This window comes from Streptomyces sp. NPDC052012, from assembly GCF_040689265.1.
In the GTDB taxonomy this organism is placed as follows: Bacteria; Actinomycetota; Actinomycetes; order Streptomycetales; family Streptomycetaceae; genus Streptomyces.
Window position 1 is genome coordinate 66,641 of sequence record NZ_JBFAXA010000032.1, and the last position, 15,652, is coordinate 82,292.

16 protein-coding genes are annotated in these 15,652 nt (G+C 70.1%); 9 read left to right on the top strand and 7 right to left on the bottom strand.

Annotated elements, in window-relative coordinates; all coding sequences use genetic code 11:
• Positions 1-47: 47 nt before the first annotated feature.
• The 3 genes from AB0412_RS32630 (at position 48) to AB0412_RS32640 (ending at position 1,835) form a co-directional block, all read left to right on the top strand.
• Positions 48-644: a 50S ribosomal protein L25/general stress protein Ctc gene (locus AB0412_RS32630; protein ID WP_366406212.1), complete on the top strand. Its 597-nt coding sequence runs from the start codon at positions 48-50 to the stop codon at positions 642-644.
• Between the two features lie 78 nt (positions 645-722).
• Complete coding sequence (gene pth / locus AB0412_RS32635) at positions 723-1,319, top strand: aminoacyl-tRNA hydrolase (protein ID WP_366406213.1); 597 nt, start codon at positions 723-725, stop codon at positions 1,317-1,319.
• Between the two features lie 54 nt (positions 1,320-1,373).
• Positions 1,374-1,835 (top strand): hypothetical protein, encoded by a 462-nt coding sequence (locus AB0412_RS32640; RefSeq protein WP_366406214.1) that lies wholly within the window; start codon positions 1,374-1,376, stop codon positions 1,833-1,835.
• Between the two features lie 78 nt (positions 1,836-1,913).
• Here AB0412_RS32640 and ppc read toward each other — a convergent pair whose 3' ends face one another.
• Entirely contained in the window at positions 1,914-4,646 is a 2,733-nt protein-coding gene (ppc, locus tag AB0412_RS32645; protein WP_366406215.1) for a phosphoenolpyruvate carboxylase, read from the bottom strand.
• 292 nt (positions 4,647-4,938) lie between these two features.
• Here ppc and AB0412_RS32650 point away from each other — a divergent pair, with 292 nt between their 5' ends.
• A complete protein-coding gene (locus AB0412_RS32650; RefSeq protein ID WP_366406216.1) occupies positions 4,939-5,955 on the top strand; it encodes a fatty acid desaturase in 1,017 nt (338 codons plus the stop codon).
• Positions 5,952-6,629: a TetR/AcrR family transcriptional regulator gene (locus AB0412_RS32655; RefSeq protein ID WP_260825772.1), complete on the top strand. Its 678-nt coding sequence runs from the start codon at positions 5,952-5,954 to the stop codon at positions 6,627-6,629. Before AB0412_RS32650 ends, AB0412_RS32655 begins: the two co-directional genes overlap by 4 nt.
• Before the next feature lie 202 nt (positions 6,630-6,831).
• Here the strand turns inward: AB0412_RS32655 and AB0412_RS32660 are convergent, their stop codons facing one another.
• On the bottom strand, positions 6,832-7,200 hold the full coding sequence (locus tag AB0412_RS32660; protein ID WP_366406217.1) for a VOC family protein: 369 nt from the start codon (positions 7,198-7,200) through the stop codon (positions 6,832-6,834).
• Positions 7,197-8,048, bottom strand: a complete 852-nt coding sequence (locus AB0412_RS32665; protein ID WP_366406218.1) for a trans-aconitate 2-methyltransferase — start codon at positions 8,046-8,048, stop codon at positions 7,197-7,199. The genes AB0412_RS32660 and AB0412_RS32665 overlap by 4 nt, the downstream gene beginning before the upstream one ends.
• A 117-nt stretch (positions 8,049-8,165) precedes the next feature.
• Here AB0412_RS32665 and tamR point away from each other — a divergent pair, with 117 nt between their 5' ends.
• A complete protein-coding gene (tamR, locus tag AB0412_RS32670; protein WP_366406219.1) occupies positions 8,166-8,663 on the top strand; it encodes a MarR family transcriptional regulator TamR in 498 nt (165 codons plus the stop codon).
• Here the strand turns inward: tamR and AB0412_RS32675 are convergent.
• Positions 8,622-9,389, bottom strand: a complete 768-nt coding sequence (locus tag AB0412_RS32675; RefSeq protein WP_366406220.1) for a response regulator transcription factor — start codon at positions 9,387-9,389, stop codon at positions 8,622-8,624. The genes tamR and AB0412_RS32675 overlap by 42 nt on opposite strands.
• A gap of 132 nt (positions 9,390-9,521) precedes the next feature.
• On the opposite strand from AB0412_RS32675, the gene AB0412_RS32680 reads away from it, so the two are divergent.
• A complete protein-coding gene (locus AB0412_RS32680; protein WP_366406221.1) occupies positions 9,522-9,992 on the top strand; it encodes a GNAT family N-acetyltransferase in 471 nt (156 codons plus the stop codon).
• A gap of 42 nt (positions 9,993-10,034) precedes the next feature.
• Here AB0412_RS32680 and galK read toward each other — a convergent pair whose 3' ends face one another.
• From galK to galT, 3 genes are read right to left on the bottom strand one after another with little or no spacing between them, the layout of a single operon-like run.
• The gene (galK, locus tag AB0412_RS32685) at positions 10,035-11,186 is read right to left on the bottom strand and encodes a galactokinase (RefSeq protein WP_366406222.1); all 1,152 of its coding nucleotides are present in this window, start codon (positions 11,184-11,186) and stop codon (positions 10,035-10,037) included.
• 21 nt (positions 11,187-11,207) lie between these two features.
• On the bottom strand, positions 11,208-12,170 hold the full coding sequence (gene galE, locus AB0412_RS32690) for a UDP-glucose 4-epimerase GalE (RefSeq protein WP_366406223.1): 963 nt from the start codon (positions 12,168-12,170) through the stop codon (positions 11,208-11,210).
• Positions 12,167-13,228: a galactose-1-phosphate uridylyltransferase gene (gene galT / locus AB0412_RS32695; RefSeq protein WP_366406224.1), complete on the bottom strand. Its 1,062-nt coding sequence runs from the start codon at positions 13,226-13,228 to the stop codon at positions 12,167-12,169. Before galT ends, galE begins: the two co-directional genes overlap by 4 nt.
• 174 nt (positions 13,229-13,402) lie before the next feature.
• Between galT and AB0412_RS32700 the strand changes: the two genes are divergently transcribed.
• Positions 13,403-15,100, top strand: a complete 1,698-nt coding sequence (locus AB0412_RS32700; protein ID WP_366406225.1) for a sodium:solute symporter family protein — start codon at positions 13,403-13,405, stop codon at positions 15,098-15,100.
• A 21-nt stretch (positions 15,101-15,121) separates the two neighbouring features.
• A complete protein-coding gene (locus AB0412_RS32705) occupies positions 15,122-15,439 on the top strand; it encodes a hypothetical protein (protein ID WP_366406226.1) in 318 nt (105 codons plus the stop codon).
• Positions 15,440-15,652: the final 213 nt, after the last annotated feature.

The following is a 15,652-nucleotide window of genomic DNA, read 5'->3' on the forward strand; positions in this document are numbered from 1 at the left end:
GTTCGTGGCCGGGTGACCACGTCCGTTTCTGACTTCGAGGAGTGAATATGTCCGAGGTGAAGATCTCCGCCGAGACGCGTACCGAGTTCGGCAAGGGTGCCGCGCGTCGTATCCGTCGTGACAACAAGGTTCCGGGTGTGCTGTACGGGCACGGTTCGGACCCGCTGCACCTGACGTTCCCGGGCCACGAGCTGCTGCTGGCGCTGCGTACGCCGAACGTGCTGATCGCGCTGGACATCGACGGCAAGTCGAACGAGCTGGCGATCCCGAAGGCCGTGCAGCGTGACCCGCTGAAGGGCTTCCTGGAGCACGTGGACCTGCAGCTGGTGAAGCGCGGCGAGAAGGTCCAGGTCGACATCCCGGTGCAGACCGAGGGCGAGCTGGCCCCGGGTGGCTACCTGCTGGAGCACGTCCTGGACGCGCTGCCGGTCGAGGCCGAGGCCACGCACATCCCGGAGAACGTGACCGTCTCCATCGAGGGTCTGTCGGCCGGTGACTCGGTCCAGGCCAAGGACATCACGCTGCCGCAGGGCACCAAGCTGACGGTCGACGGTGAGACCGTGGTGCTGCAGGTGCTGGCCGCGCAGGCGGAGGAGGCGCCCGAGGGTGCCGAGGAAGAGGGCGAAGAGGCCGCCGAGGCCTGATCCTCGCCGTCGTCGTTTGTTCGTCAGCCGCTGTTCCCGTCGGGGGCAGCGGCTGGCGCGTATCGAGGAGAGTGTGACGTGACGACGGATGCGGCGGCTCCGTGGCTGATCGTGGGGCTGGGCAATCCGGGGCCCGAGTACGCGGGGAACCGGCACAACGTGGGGTTCATGGTGGCGGATCTGCTGGCGGAGCGGGTCGGCGGCCGGTTCAAGCGTGCGGGGAAGGCTCAGGCGCAGGTGGTGGAGGGCCGGATCGGTCCGCCGGGGCCGGGGAGCCGGCGGGTGGTGCTGGCGAAGCCGATGTCATACATGAACCTGTCGGGCGGGCCGGTGAACGCGCTGCGGGAGTTCTACAAGGTGCCGGTGGCGCATGTGGTGGCGATCCATGACGAGTTGGACATCGACTACGGCACGCTGCGGCTGAAGCTGGGTGGCGGGGACAACGGTCACAACGGGCTGAAGTCGCTGACGAAGGCCTTCGGGGCGGACTATCACCGGGTGCGGTTCGGGATCGGGCGTCCGCCGGGGCGGATGCAGGTGGCGGACTTCGTGCTGAAGGACTTCTCGTCGGCGGAGCGCAAGGAGCTGGACTATTTCGTGGACCGGGCGGCGGACGCGGTGGAGTGTCTGGTGATCGACGGTCTTGAGCGGGCGCAGAGTACGTACAACTCCTGACTTGTCCCCCGGGCGAGTTGACCGAGCGCGCAGCCATGGCCAAGGATCGCGGCCATGCCTTCTGCGGTGCTCTCTTTCGGACGGGTCGCGGCGATGGGCACGGTGACCGTGCTGATCCTGATCGCCGGTGTGTGGGCGTCCTGGGGCTCGGCGCAGCACGTGATGCTGACCAAGGGCCGTGAGCGGGGCGCGGTCGAGGTGACGCGGTGCGGCGGGGGGACGTGCTCGGGCCCGTATACGCCGGTGTCGGCGGGGTCGCAGCCGCGGGGGCGGGTGGTGCTGGAGGATTCGGTGGCCGTCGCGGAGGGGGAGACGTACGCGGTGGTGCTGAAGCCGGGCGGTACGCAGGCGGTGCGGTCGGGGCCGGGCGGGGTGCTGTACGCGTGGGTGCCGATGGGCGGTGCGCTGCTGCTGGCGTCGGTGGTGGTGGCGGGCGGGCTGCGCAGGACGCGGGCGGCGTGGCTGCTGGCCGGGTCGGGGGTGGCGCTGCTGACGGCGGCGTTCGTGGTGGTGTGACGCCGTAGGTGAGATGTGCCGGTGCCCCCGTGCTCGTGGTGAGCGCGGGGGCACCGGTGTGTGTTGGGGGGAGCCGGGTCAGCCGGTGTTGCGGAGTCCGGCGGCGACGCCGTTGACGGTGAGCAGCAGGGCGCGGGAGAGCAGCGGGTCGGGCTGCTCGCCGGCGGCGACCGCGTCGCGCTGGCGCTTGAGGAGCGCCACCTGGAGGTAGGAGATGGGGTCCAGGTAGGCGTCGCGGATGGCGAAGGTCTGCTTCAGGACGGGCTGGGCGTCGAGCAGTTCCTTCTCTCCGGTGACGCGCAGCACCTCGGCGACGGTGAGCTCGTGTTCGGCCTTGATGGTGTCGAAGACGTGCTTGAGCTCGTCGGGGACGAGAGTGTCGACGTAGTGCTGGGCGATGCGCAGGTCGGTCTTGGCGAGGGTCATCTCGACGTTGGAGATGAAGTTGCGGAAGAAGTGCCACTGCTCGTGCATCTCGTCGAGCACGGTGTCGAGGCCGGCTTCGCGCAGGGCCTTGAGTCCGGAGCCGACGCCGAACCAGCCGGGGACGATCTGCCGGGACTGGGTCCAGCCGAACACCCACGGGATGGCGCGCAGGCCGTCGAGTGAGACGCCCGAGCCGGGGCGGCGGGAGGGCCGGGAGCCGAGGTGCAGGTCGGCGAGCTGGTCGACGGGCGTGGAGGCGAGGAAGTAGGACGGCAGGGCCGGGTCCTCGACGAGCCCCCGGTACGCGGTGTGGGCGGCGTCGGAGACGACGTCCATGGCGGCGTCCCAGCGGGCGAGGGCCTCGTCGGACTGGCGGGGCGCGGTGTGCAGGGCGGAGGCCTGCAGCGTCGCGGCGACGGTCAGTTCCAGGTTCTCCCGGGCGAGGGAGGGGATGAGGTACTTGTCGGAGATGACCTCGCCCTGCTCAGTGACCTTGATCTCGCCCTCCAGGGTGCCCCAGGGCTGGGCGAGGATCGCGTCGTGGGTGGGGCCGCCGCCGCGGCCGACGGTGCCGCCGCGGCCGTGGAAGAGGCGCAGGCGGACGCCGTAGCGGTGGGCGACGTCGCGCAGGCGGCGCTGTGCCCGGTGGATCTCCCACTGCGAGGTGGTGATGCCGCCGAACTTGGAGGAGTCCGAGTAGCCGAGCATGACTTCCTGGACGTCGCCCCGGAGCGCGACGAGGCGCCGGTAGGACGGGTCGGAGAGCATGTCCTCGAGGATGGTGTCGGCGGCCTTGAGCTCGTCCGTGGTCTCCAGCAGCGGCACGATGCCGATCTTGGCCCAGCCGGCGTGCAGGTCGATCAGGCCGGCCTCGCGGGCGAGGACGGCGGCGGCGAAGACGTCGTCGGCGCCCTGGCACATGGAGATGATGTACGACTCGATGACCTCGGGTCCGAAGACCTCCAGGGCGCGCTTGACGGTCTGGAAGACGCCGAGGGTCTTCTCGCCGGCCGCGTCCACGGGCGCGGGGGTCGGCGCGAGGGGGCGGCGGGAGCGGAGTTCCTTGGCGAGGAGCTTGGTCCGGTAGTCGCGGGGCATGTCCGCGTACCGCCAGGATTCCTCGCCGAGCCGGTCGAAGAGCTGGCCGAGGGCGTGGTGGTGGGCGTCGGCGTGTTCGCGGACGTCCATGGTGGCGAGCTGGAGGCCGAAGGCGGCCAGCGTGCGGATGGTGCGGGCGAGGCGGCCGTCGGCGAAGAGCCCGCCGCGGTGTTCGCGCAGGGAGGTCTGGACGATGCGCAGGTCGGCGAGGAGTTCGCTGGTGCCGAGGTAGTCGCGGCCGGGCTCGTGCGGGGTGCCCTTGGCGAGGCGGAGCTTGGTGTTCTCCAGCTTCTGCCGGATGCAGGTGGCCTTGAGCCGGTAGGGCTCCTCGGCGTTGAGGCGCTTGTAGCGGGGGCTGATCTCGGGGAGGTTGTCGAGGTCGGCCTGGAGGGAGGTGAGGAGTTCCTCGGTGGCGCCGGCGTAGCGGATGGAGTTGGAGAGGAATCCGCGCAGTTCGTCGATCATCTCCAGGGCGTCGTTGATGCCGTGTTCGTGCTGGAGGATGAGGACGTCCCAGGTGACCTGGGGGGTGACGTTGGGGTTGCCGTCGCGGTCGCCGCCGATCCAGGTGCCGAAGGTGAGGGGGCGGGTGTCGTCGGGGAGCTTGACGCCGACGCGCTCCAGTTCGGCGGTCAGGTCCTCCAGGACGTCGCCGACGGCGCCGGCGTGGAGTTCGTCGAGGTAGTAGATGGCGTTGCGGGCCTCGTCGGCGGGCTCGGGGCGGACGACGCGCAGTTCGTCGGTCTGCCAGACGAGGTCGATGTTCTCGGCGAGCCGGGTGTCCAGGCGCCGCCGGTCGGAGGCGAGGACGGGGGTGTCGAGGAGGGCGGCGATGCGGCGGAGCTTGTTGAGGACGGAGCGGCGGGCGGCCTCGGTGGGGTGGGCGGTGAAGACGGGCCGGACGTTGAGGTGCTGCACGGTCTGGCGCAGGTGCTCGGGGTCGGCGTCCTTGAGCCGGTCGGCGGTGCGGGAGAGCAGTCCGCCCTCGGCGGCGCGGCGGGCGCGCAGTTCGCGGCCGCGGTGCACCTGCTCGGTGACGTTGGCCAGGTGGAAGTAGGTGGAGAAGGCGCGGACCAGCTTGGCCGCGGTCTGAAGTTCCGTGCCGCGCAGCAGCTCGGCGGCGGCCTCGCCGTCCTCTCGGGTGAGGCGGCGGACCTTCTCGACGAGGTCGAGCAGTTCCGGGCCCTCCTGCCGGACAAGGGTCTCCCCGAGGAGGTCACCCAGTCGGCGGATGTCGGCACGCAGCTCGGTGCTCGTCGTGGTGGTCTGGTCGTCGGCACTGCTCACAGGTGCGGCTCCTTGCAGTGTTGAAGCTCATCTGGGAGGGGTACCCGAACGGCGTCTCGCGCGGCGGGGGCCGCATACGGGCCGGGGCGTCCGGGAAGTATTCCGAGCGGACCGCGCTGTCCGACCGACTCCCAGGATAGGTGTCGGCCGGGACGCGCAGGCTCACGGGCTCTTGCCGCCGGGCGACGCACTGCCATACTTACGAAGCCGTAGGTTACGGAACCGTAGGGACTTCCGCTCGGTCCCGGTAGCCCGGCATCACCCCAATCCGCATACCCCACAGGGGACACGCATGACCTCAAGCTCCGATGTGATCGAAGAAGCCCCGAAGACATCACGGTCCGACGACGACGCCGCGCAGTCCGCCACGCTGGGCGGGGAGCGCAAGCGTTCCATCGAGCAGATCACGCTGCTGCTCTTCATCACCGTCCCGTTCCTGGCGCTGCTGGCGGCGGTGCCGCTGGCGTGGGGCTGGGGGGTGAGCTGGCTGGACCTCGGTCTGCTGGTCTTCTTCTACTTCCTCGGGTGCCACGGCATCACCATCGGGTTCCACCGGCATTTCACTCACGGTTCGTTCAAGGCCAAGCGGCCGCTGAAGATCGCGCTGGCCATCGCGGGGTCGATGGCGGTCGAGGGGCCGCTGGTGCGCTGGGTGGCCGATCACCGCAAGCACCACAAGTTCTCCGACGCCGAGGGCGACCCGCATTCGCCGTGGCGGTACGGGGAGACGGTTCCGGCACTGATGAAGGGCCTGTGGTGGGCGCACGTCGGCTGGATGTTCGACGAGGAGCAGACGCCGCAGGACAAGTACGCGCCGGATCTGATCAAGGACCCGGCGATGCGGGCGATCTCCCGTCAGTTCGTGCTGTGGACGACGGTCTCGCTCGTGCTGCCGGCGCTGATCGGCGGTCTGGTCACCATGTCCTGGTGGGGCGCGTTCACCGGCTTCTTCTGGGGCTCGCTCGTCCGGGTGGCGCTGCTGCACCACGTGACGTGGTCGATCAACTCGATCTGCCACGCGGTCGGCAAGCGGCCGTTCAAGTCGCGGGACCGCTCGGGCAACGTGTGGTGGCTGGCGATCCTGTCGTGCGGCGAGTCCTGGCACAACCTGCACCACGCCGACCCGACGTCGGCGCGGCACGGTGTGGAGCGCTGGCAGCTCGATTCGAGTGCGCGGTTGATCCGCTGGTTCGAGCAGCTGGGCTGGGCGTACGACGTGCGGTGGCCGTCACGCTCGCGTATCGATTCGCGCCGCAACACCACGGATGACGGCTCCCGGCGCCGGAAGGAGACCGTCGAGGCGGCATGATGGTCGCCGTGGCGACCGACTCCAGCAGCACCCCGAGCAATGACAAGCCGCGGCGCACGCGCCGGACCCGGATGACTGGTGCGGAGCGCCGGCAACAGCTGCTGGAGATCGGCCGCACGCTGTTCGCGGCGAAGGGTTTCGAGGGCACGTCGGTGGAGGAGATCGCGGCGAAGGCCGGGGTCTCCAAGCCGGTGGTGTACGAGCATTTCGGCGGCAAGGAGGGGCTGTACGCGGTGGTGGTGGACCGCGAGATGCGCCGTCTGCTGGACATGGTCACGAGCTCGCTGACGGCCGGTCATCCCCGCGAGCTGTGCGAGCAGGCGGCCTTCGCTCTCCTCGACTACATCGAGGAGTACACGGACGGTTTCCGCATCCTGGTCCGCGACTCCCCCATCCCCCAGTCGACGGGCTCCTTCGCCTCGCTCATCTCGGACATCGCGACCCAGGTGGAGGACATCCTGGGCCGCGAGTTCAAGTCCCGCGGCTTCGACCCCAAGCTGGCCCCGCTGTACGCGCAGGCGCTGGTCGGGATGGTCGCCCTGACGGGCCAGTGGTGGCTGGACGTCCGCAAGCCGAAGAAGGCGGAGGTGGCGGCCCACCTGGTGAACCTGGCGTGGCACGGCCTGGACGGCCTGGAACCGAAACCGCGGCTGATCGGGCACCGAAAGAGTTGACTCCCGGGCACTTGGATGCCGGCTGTGGAACCCTGCGGACACGACTGACGTGACTGCGCGGGGCGCGAGGTGTGTCCCCGTCGATGAGGCCGCCGCACGGCTCGACGACCTGGTTCACCGCGTCGCCAGTTCTCGGGAGACCATCGCTCTCACCGACCAGGGCCGAGTGGCCGCACTGCTCGAACCTCCCCGCCTCCCCTGATCACGCGTCCCGGACGGGCTCCAGGAACTCCAGGCGGTTGCCGGCCGGGTCCTCGGAGTAGAAGCGGCGGTGGCCCGGTAGGTGGTCGTCCCAGGTGACGGGGGCACCGTGGCGGGTCAGGCGGGCGGCGTACGCGTCGATGCCGGTGACCCTGATGCCGGGGTGCGCCTTCTTCGCGGGGCGGAAGGCGTCCTCGATGCCCAGGTGCAGCTGGACGGCCCCCACCCGGAACCAGCAGCCGCCGCGGGCGGCGAGCACGGGGGCCTTGGGGATCTCAGTCATGCCGAGGACGTCGACGTAGTACGCCCGAAGGAGGTCCTCGCTGCCGGGAGGCGCGGCGAGCTGGACGTGATCGAGGGCGGTGATCATGTCGTGTGCTCCGAGTTCTCCGCGTCCTCCGCGTCCTCGGCGTGCTCCGCGGGCTTGTGCGCGACGGCGAAGACACGGCGGAAGGGGAACGCCGTGCCGTGGGGGCCCGCTGGATAGGCCTCGCGCAGGGCGGCCCGGTATTCCTCCAGGAAGGCGTCCCGGGCCGCGGGGTCGTCGGCGAGGGCGGTGAGGACGGGGCGCAGGCCCGTGCCCTTGACCCAGTCCAGGACCGGGTCCTCGCCCTGGAGCAGGTGGATGTATGTCGCCTCCCAGACGTCGGCCGTGCAGCCGAGGCCGGTGAGGCGGGCCAGGTAGTCCTGCGGGGTGTGCACGGCGTCGGTGTGGCGCAGGGTGTCGTGGAGACCGTGGCGGTGGGCGAGGTCGCGCATCAGGGTGTGGCTGGGGGCGTCGAAGTTGCCGGGGACCTGGAAGGCGAAGGTGCCGCCGGGGGTCAGCCCGGCGATCCAGTCGGGGAAGCGTTCCGCGTGCCCCGGGATCCACTGCAGGGTCGCGTTGCTGACGATCAGGTCGTACGGCTCCTCGGGCGTCCAGGTGCGGACGTCGGCGTGGGCGAAGTCGAGGTACCCGCCGCCCGCTGTGGGACCCGCGTGGTCGACGTGGGCCTTGTCGAGCATCGCGGGTGAGTTGTCGAAGCCGGTGATGCGCGCTGTGGGCCAGCGTTCGGCGAGCAGGGCGGTGACGTTGCCCGCGCCGCAGCCGAGGTCGGCGATGCGCGGTGACCGGGCGGGCGGGTCGGGGATACGGGCGAGGAGGTCGGTGAAGGGCCGGGTGCGGGGGCCGGCGTGGCGCAGGTACTGGGCGGGGTCCCAGGTGGGGGTGACGGGCATGGGGCCTCCCGATGGGCTGGCGGTGGACGCCTACCCAGCCTGGGCGAAGAAATACTCGACGTCAAGAGACTTGACATCAAGAGACTTCACGTCGACACAACCACTACACTGATCGCCATGGAGGACGAGGTCGATCGGCTGGTCGCAGCGTGGCGCCGGGAGCGCCCGGACCTCGACGTGGAACCGCTCGAGGTGCTCAGCCGGGTCAGCAGACTCGCCCGGCATCTGGACCGGGCACGCCGGCTCGCCTTCGCAGAGCACGGTCTCGAGCCCTGGGAGTTCGACGTGCTGACCGCACTGCGCCGCGCGGGCACCCCGTATCAGCTCTCGCCGGGACAGCTGCTCACCCAGACGCTGGTCACGTCCGGCACGATGACCAACCGCATCGACCGCCTCGCCAAGAAGGGCCTGGTGGAGCGGCTGCCCGACCCCAGCGACCGGCGCGGGGTGCTGGTCCGGCTCACGGACGAGGGACGCGACCGCGCCGACCAGTCCCTGGCGGGGCTGCTGGACCAGGAGCGGGCGATCCTCGCGGAACTCTCCCGCGCCCAGCGCAGCGAGCTCGCCGCCCTGCTACGCCAGCTGACCGCCCCGTTCGACAACATCCCCGGATAGGTCGACGGGCCCGATTCCCGCACGGCGGGCGAGGGCGACGGCGGCGAGCGTGGAGTGGACCCCGAGCTTGCCGAGGACGTTCTGCATGTGCGTCCGCACGGTGTGCGGGGACAGATACAGCCGCTCGGCGACGGCCTTCCTGCCCAGCCCGGCCACCATGCAGCGCAGCACCTCACGCTCGCGCGGGGTGAGCGACTCCACCAGCCGCTCGCTCTCGGTGCGGTGCTTGCGGGCCGCGGTCAGTTCGCGCAGGACGCCGGTGAGCAGGGCGGGCGGCAGATGCGTCTCGTCGCGCAGCACGCCCCGGATGACGGTCAGCAGCCGGTTCAGCGAGCAGTCCTTGGCCACCCATCCGGAGGCGCCGGCCTGCAGGGCGAGGGCGGCCCGGCGCGGGTCGTCCTTCTCGGCGAGCACGACGATCCGCACCTGCGGCTGGGCCGGGCGCACACCGGCGACCAGCGCCATCCCGTCGACGAGGCCGTCCTCGTCGCCGTCCTGCACGGGCGCCGCCGGCCGGCCGCCCGGCACCTTGCCACCCAGATCGGCGTCGACGAGCATGACGTCGAACCGCCGCCCCTCGGCGGCGGCCCGCTCCAGACAGCGCAGGGCGGCCGGGCCGCTGCCCGCCGCCGCCACCTCGACATCGGGCTCCGCGGCCAGTGCCGCGGCCAGCGACTCGGCGAAGATGCGATGGTCGTCGACGACCAGGACTCGGATGCGAACCACGAAACCCCCTTCCCCGAGCTCTTTCCCAGAGCAGGGGATCGCTCACCGGCCCCCACCGGCACTGTTCATCAGGGTACGGGCGGGGGCGGGGAGCGGAAGGTTATTTGCAGAACTGGCGGACCTGGCCCGTTTATGGTGAGCCGCATGTTTCGTCTGGAGACAGAAGTCGACAAGGCCCGACGTGATCTGCTCCGCAGGCGGCTGCGGGACACCAACACGGCGGCCTCCCCCGTCCTGCGCGCCCTGCGCGGCACCCCCGACGAACGCGAGTCCCCTTTGCACGTGTGGGCCTCGGACACCTCCGGCGACCTCGCGGGCGGCCTGGTCGGCCACACCTGGACGACCTGGCTCCACGTCACCTACCTGTGGGTCGACGAACCCCACCGCGGCACGGGCTTGGGCACCCGCCTGCTGGCCGAGGCCGAACGCCTCGCCGCCACCGAACGCGGCTGCACCTCGGCCCGCGTGGAGACGTGGGACTTCCAGGCCCCGGAGTTCTACCGGAAGCAGGGCTACGACGTGGTGTGCGTGATCCCCGACTACCCCCCGGGAATCACGGAGTACACCCTGGTCAAACGACTGGGCAGCCAGGGCCTGTCCTAGGGGGTCCTAGGGGTGTCCTAGGGGGGTTCTAGGGGGTGTCCGCTAGCGCAGCCGCCGCGCCCCCGCCGACGGGACCGCCTCGAAGGTGCGGGGCGCGGTGAAGCGGGCCGCGGCGAAGGCCTCTTCCACCGCCTTGGTGATGCCCTCCACGTCGGCGGTCTCCGCCAGGACGATCGCCGAGCCGCCGAAGCCGCCGCCGGTCATGCGGGCGCCCAGGGCGCCGGCGGCGAGGGCCGTGTCCACCACCAGGTCGAGTTCGGGGCAGGAGATACGGAAGTCGTCGCGCAGGGACGCGTGGCCCTCGACCAGGACCGGCCCGATGGCGCGGGGGTCGCCCGACTCCAGGAGGGAGACGACGCGTTCGACCCGCTCGTCCTCCGTCACCACGTGGCGGACCAGGCGGCGGACCTCCTCCTCGTCGCCCAGCCGGGCCAGCGCCGCGTCGAGCTCGGCGTAGGGGATGTCGCGCAGGGCGTCGACGCCCAGCAGTGCCGCGCCCTTCTCGCAGCCGGCGCGGCGCTTGCCGTACTCGCCCTCGCTGTGGCTGTGCTTGACCTGCGTGTCGACGACCAGCAGGCGCAGGCCCTCGGCCGCCAGGTCGAAGGGGATCTGACGCTGGGAGAGGTCGCGGGTGTCGAGGAACAGCGCGTGGCCGGCTTCGCAGCAGGCCGAGGCGGTCTGGTCCATGATGCCGACCGGCGCGCCGACGTAGACGTTCTCCGCGCGCTGGCACAGGCGGGCCAGTTGCCAGCCGCGCAGGCCGAGGGAGAACAGGTCGTTCAGGGCGAGGGCCACGACCACCTCCAGGGCGGCCGAGGAGGACAGGCCCGCGCCCGACGGGACCGTCGAGGACAGGTGGATGTCCGCGCCGGTCACGGGATGGCCGGCCTCGCGCAGGGCCCACACCACGCCCGCCGGGTAGGCGGTCCAGTTCTTGTCCGACTCGGGGGCGAGGGCGTCCACGGTCAGTTCCACGACCGGCGTGTCCACGTCCGCGGAGTGCAGACGCAGCACGCCGTCGTCACGGCGTGCGACCGCGGCGACCGCGGTGTGCGGCAGCGCGAACGGCATGACGAAGCCGTCGTTGTAGTCGGTGTGCTCGCCGATGAGGTTGACGCGGCCCGGCGCCGCCCACACCCCGTGCGGCGCAGCCCCGTACAGCTGTTCGAACTGCGCTGCGACCGTCTCGCTCATGCCCTGACCCTTCATCAAGTCCTAGTTGGCGCGCTGCTGCGCGAACTCCCACGCGTCCGCGACGATCCCGGCGAGGTCCGTGCGGGACGGGTTCCAGCCCAGCTTCTCGCGGGCGGTGCCGGCGGAGGCCACCAGGACCGCCGGGTCGCCGCCCCGGCGGGGTGCGACCACCTCGGGGACGGGATGGCCGGTGACCTGACGGACCGTCTCGACGACCTCGCGGACGGAGAAGCCGTTGCCGTTGCCGAGGTTGCAGATCAGGTGCTCGCCGGGGGTGGCCGCCTTCAGCGCGAGCAGGTGCGCCTCGGCCAGGTCGGCGACGTGGATGTAGTCGCGTACGCAGGTGCCGTCCGGCGTCGGGTAGTCGTCGCCGTAGATGGAGATGGCGTCGCGCCTGCCCTGGGCGACCTGGAGAACGAGCGGGATCAGGTGGGACTCGGGGTCGTGCCGCTCGCCGTAGGCGCCGTACGCGCCCGCCACGTTGAAGTAGCGCAGCGACACCGCGCCCAGCCCGTGGGCCGCCGCCTCGCCGCTGATCATGTGGTCGACGGCCAGCTTGGAGGCGCCGTAGGGGTTGGTGGGGGCGGTCGGGGCGGACTCGACGATCGGGACCTCGGCCGGCTCGCCGTAGGTCGCCGCCGTGGAGGAGAACACCAGGGTGCGCACACCCGCCTCGCGCATCGCGCCGAGCAGTGCCATGGTGCCGGTGACGTTGTTGTCCCAGTACTTCTCGGGTTTCACGACCGACTCGCCGACCTGGGAGAACGCGGCGAAGTGCAGCACGCCGTCGTACGAAGGGTCCAGCCATTTGGCGGCGTCACGGATGTCGCCCTCGATGAAGGACGCGCCCGCGGGGACGCCCTCGCGGAAGCCTGTGGAGAGGTTGTCGAGGACGACGACCTCGTCTCCGGCCTCGATCAGATGGTGGGCGACGACACTGCCGACATACCCCGCACCGCCGGTGACCAGGTACTTCCCGCTCATGAACTCGCTACCTCCCGCAGTCGTTCGGCCGCGCGCTCCGGCGGCACGTCGTTGATGAACACGTTCATGCCGGACTCGGAACCCGCGAGGAACTTCAGCTTGCCGGAAGTGCGGCGAATGGTGAAAAGCTCGAGGTGGAGCGCGAAGTCGTCGCGTGTGACGCCGTCGAACTCCTCCAGCGTGCCGAACGGCGCCTGGTGCCAGGCGGCGATGTACGGCGTCGGAGGCTCACCCGTACCGAAGATCCGGTCGAAGCGCCTCAACAGTTCCAGATAGACCTGGGGGAACTCTGTGCGGGCCGCCTCGTCGAGCGCGAGCAGGTCGGGCACGCGGCGCCTCGGGTACAGGTGGACCTCGTACGGCCAGTGCGCCGCGTACGGCACGAAGGCCGCCCAGTGTTCACCCTCCAGGACGACCCGTTCCTGGCCGAGTTCCCGCTCCAGCACGGCGTCGAAGAGGTTCTCCCCGCCCGTGGCCTCCTTGTGCGCGGCCACTTGGCGCAGCATCAGGGCGGTGCGGGGCGTGGTGAAGGGGTAGGCGTAGATCTGCCCGTGCGGGTGCTGGAGGGTGACGCCGATCTCGGCACCCCGGTTCTCGAAGCAGAACACCTGTTCAACAGCAGGCAGATGCGACAGCTCCGAGGTCCGGTCGGTCCACGCCTCCAGGACCAGCCGGGCCTGCTGTTCGCTCAGGTCGGCGAAGGAGGCGTCGTGGTCGGAGGTGAAGCAGACGACCTCGCAGCGGCCGGAGTCCCCGGCCAGCGAGGGGAAACGGTTCTCGAACACGACCACGTCGTACGACGAGTCCGGGATCTCGCTGAGCCGCTCGCCCTCGGACGGGCACAGGGGGCACTCGTCGGCCGGCGGGTGGTACGTGCGGCCCTGGCGGTGGGAGGCGACGGCGACGCTGTCCCCCAGCAGCGGATCGCGGCGGATCTCCGACGTCGTGACCGTGGCGTCCAGCGGCCGGCGGTCGGTCGCGTCGCGGACGGTGTCGTCACTGAGGTCGTAGTAGATGAGCTCGCGACCGTCGGCCAGTCGGGTCGAGGTCTTCTTCACGCCGGACGCTCCATTCGAGCCGCAGTGTTCAACAGAACTCAACATACCAAAACACAACTCACCACACCCGTCAACATCACAATCCAACAAAGCCCACCAACAAAAGCCTTCATTTCCTGAACGCGGAGGCGTAGGTTCCGCGAGGTATCGGTTCGCGCAACGAAGCGAGTACTCATGCAGACCCCCACAGGTTTCCCACCCCCCACCCACCTGGCGGCCGAGCTGCGACTGCCGACCAACTGGCTCGACTACACGATCCTCGGGATCTACTTCGTCGTCGTCCTGGGCATCGGCTTCGCCGCCCGCCACTCGGTCAAGACCAGCCTCGACTTCTTCCTCTCCGGCCGCTCGCTGCCCGCCTGGGTCACCGGTCTGGCCTTCATCGCCGCCAACCTCGGCGCCACCGAGATCCTCGGCATGGCCGCGAACAGCGCGCAGTACGGCGTCTACACCACGCACTGGTACTGGATCGGCGCCATCCCGGCGATGGTCTTCCTGGGCCTGGTGATGATGCCGTTCTACTACGGCTCCAAGGTCCGCTCGGTCCCCGAGTTCCTGCTCCTGCGCTTCGACAAGGCGGCGCACCTGCTCAGCTCGATCCTGTTCGCCTTCGCCGCCATCCTCATCGCGGGCGTCAACCTCTACGCCCTCGCGATCGTCGTGGAGGCCCTCCTCGGCTGGCCGGAGTGGGTGGCGATCGTGGTCGCCGGCTTCTTCGTGCTCGCCTACATCACCCTCGGCGGCCTGTCCTCCGCGATCTACAATGAGGTGCTGCAGTTCTTCGTGATCCTCGCCGCCCTCATCCCGATCACCGTGCTCGGCCTGAAGACGGTCGGCGGCTGGGACGGCCTGTCCGACAAGCTCACGGAATCACACGGCGCCGATTTCATGACCGCCTGGGGCGGCACCGGGATCGGCAGCGACAACCCGCTCGGCGCCAACTGGCTGACCATCGTCCTCGGCCTCGGCTTCGTCCTCTCCTTCGGCTACTGGACGACGAACTTCGCCGAGGTGCAGCGCGCCCTGTCCGCGAAGAACCTCTCCGCGGCGCAGCGCACCCCGCTGATCGCCGCGTTCCCGAAGATCTTCATCGTGTTCCTGGTGATGATCCCGGGCCTGGTCGCCGCGGCGCTGATCCCCCGCTTCGGCACCCCCGAGTCCGGCTACCAGTACAACGACGCCATCCCGTACCTGATGCAGCAACTGCTCCCGAACGGCGTCCTGGGCATCGCCGTGACCGGCCTGCTGGCCGCGTTCATGGCGGGCATGGCGGCGAACGTCTCCTCCTTCAACACGGTGTTCACCACCGACATCTGGGCGAAGTACGTGGTCAAGCACCGCGAGGACACCTACTACGTGAAGTTCGGCCGCCTGATCACCGCGATCGGCGTGCTGGCCTCCATCGGCACGGCGTTCCTGGCGTCCTCGTTCTCGAACATCATGAGCTACCTGCAGACGCTGTTCTCCTTCTTCAACGTGCCGATGTTCGTCGTCTTCATCATCGGCATGTTCTGGAAGCGGGCGTCGATGAAATCGGGCTTCTGGGGCCTGATCGCGGGCACCACGGCCGCGATGGTGAACTACTTCTGGATCTACAAGCAGGGCATCATCGACATCCCCTCCGACCAGGGCGCCAACTTCGTCTCCGCGATCGCGGGCTTCGTCGCGGGCGCGGTCGTCATGGTCGCGGTGAGCCTCTTCACCGCCCCCAAGCCCGTCGACGAACTCCAGGGCCTGGTCTACGGCACCCGCTCGCCCGGCATGGCGGAGCCGCCCGCGCCGGGTGACGAGGCCTGGTACCGCAAGCCGGCGCTGCTCGGCTGGGGCGCGGTGATCCTGGCCGCCGTCTGCTACATCCCCTTCTCGTTCTGATCGCGGGAGAATGGAAAGACCATGTCCGAACACTTCTCCGAGCGGGAACTCCAGCGGGAGATCACCGAGCTGGAGACCAAGTCCACCACCGCGGCACGCCTCTTCGACATCCGTCGCATCATCGGCGGCCTGTTCGTCGTGTACGGCGTCATCGTCACGATCGCGGGCCTCACGGCGTCCGACGCGGACATCGACAAGGCGGAGGGCGTCAACATCAACCTCTGGACCGGCCTCGGCATGCTGATCCTGGGCCTGCTGTTCCTCCTCTGGCTGAAACTGAGGCCAACGGCTCCACCACCACCGGATGTCACCCCGGAGAAGCCCGAGCACACGCCCTGACCCGAAGCCGCGCCTGCCCTGAACACCGGTCCACTGCCGTGTAAGCGGACCGGGCTGCCCGCGGCGCGCAAGCGCAGCGGACCGTGGGCGTGGCGCGCACGCACGCGGCGGGGAGGGGACGGGGCGGTGGTGTCCGCCCGCAGCGGCTGGCGCGTCAACACCCCCCGCTTCTCGAGTCGACCGATTCCGCGCCAGACCGAGGACGGACACCAC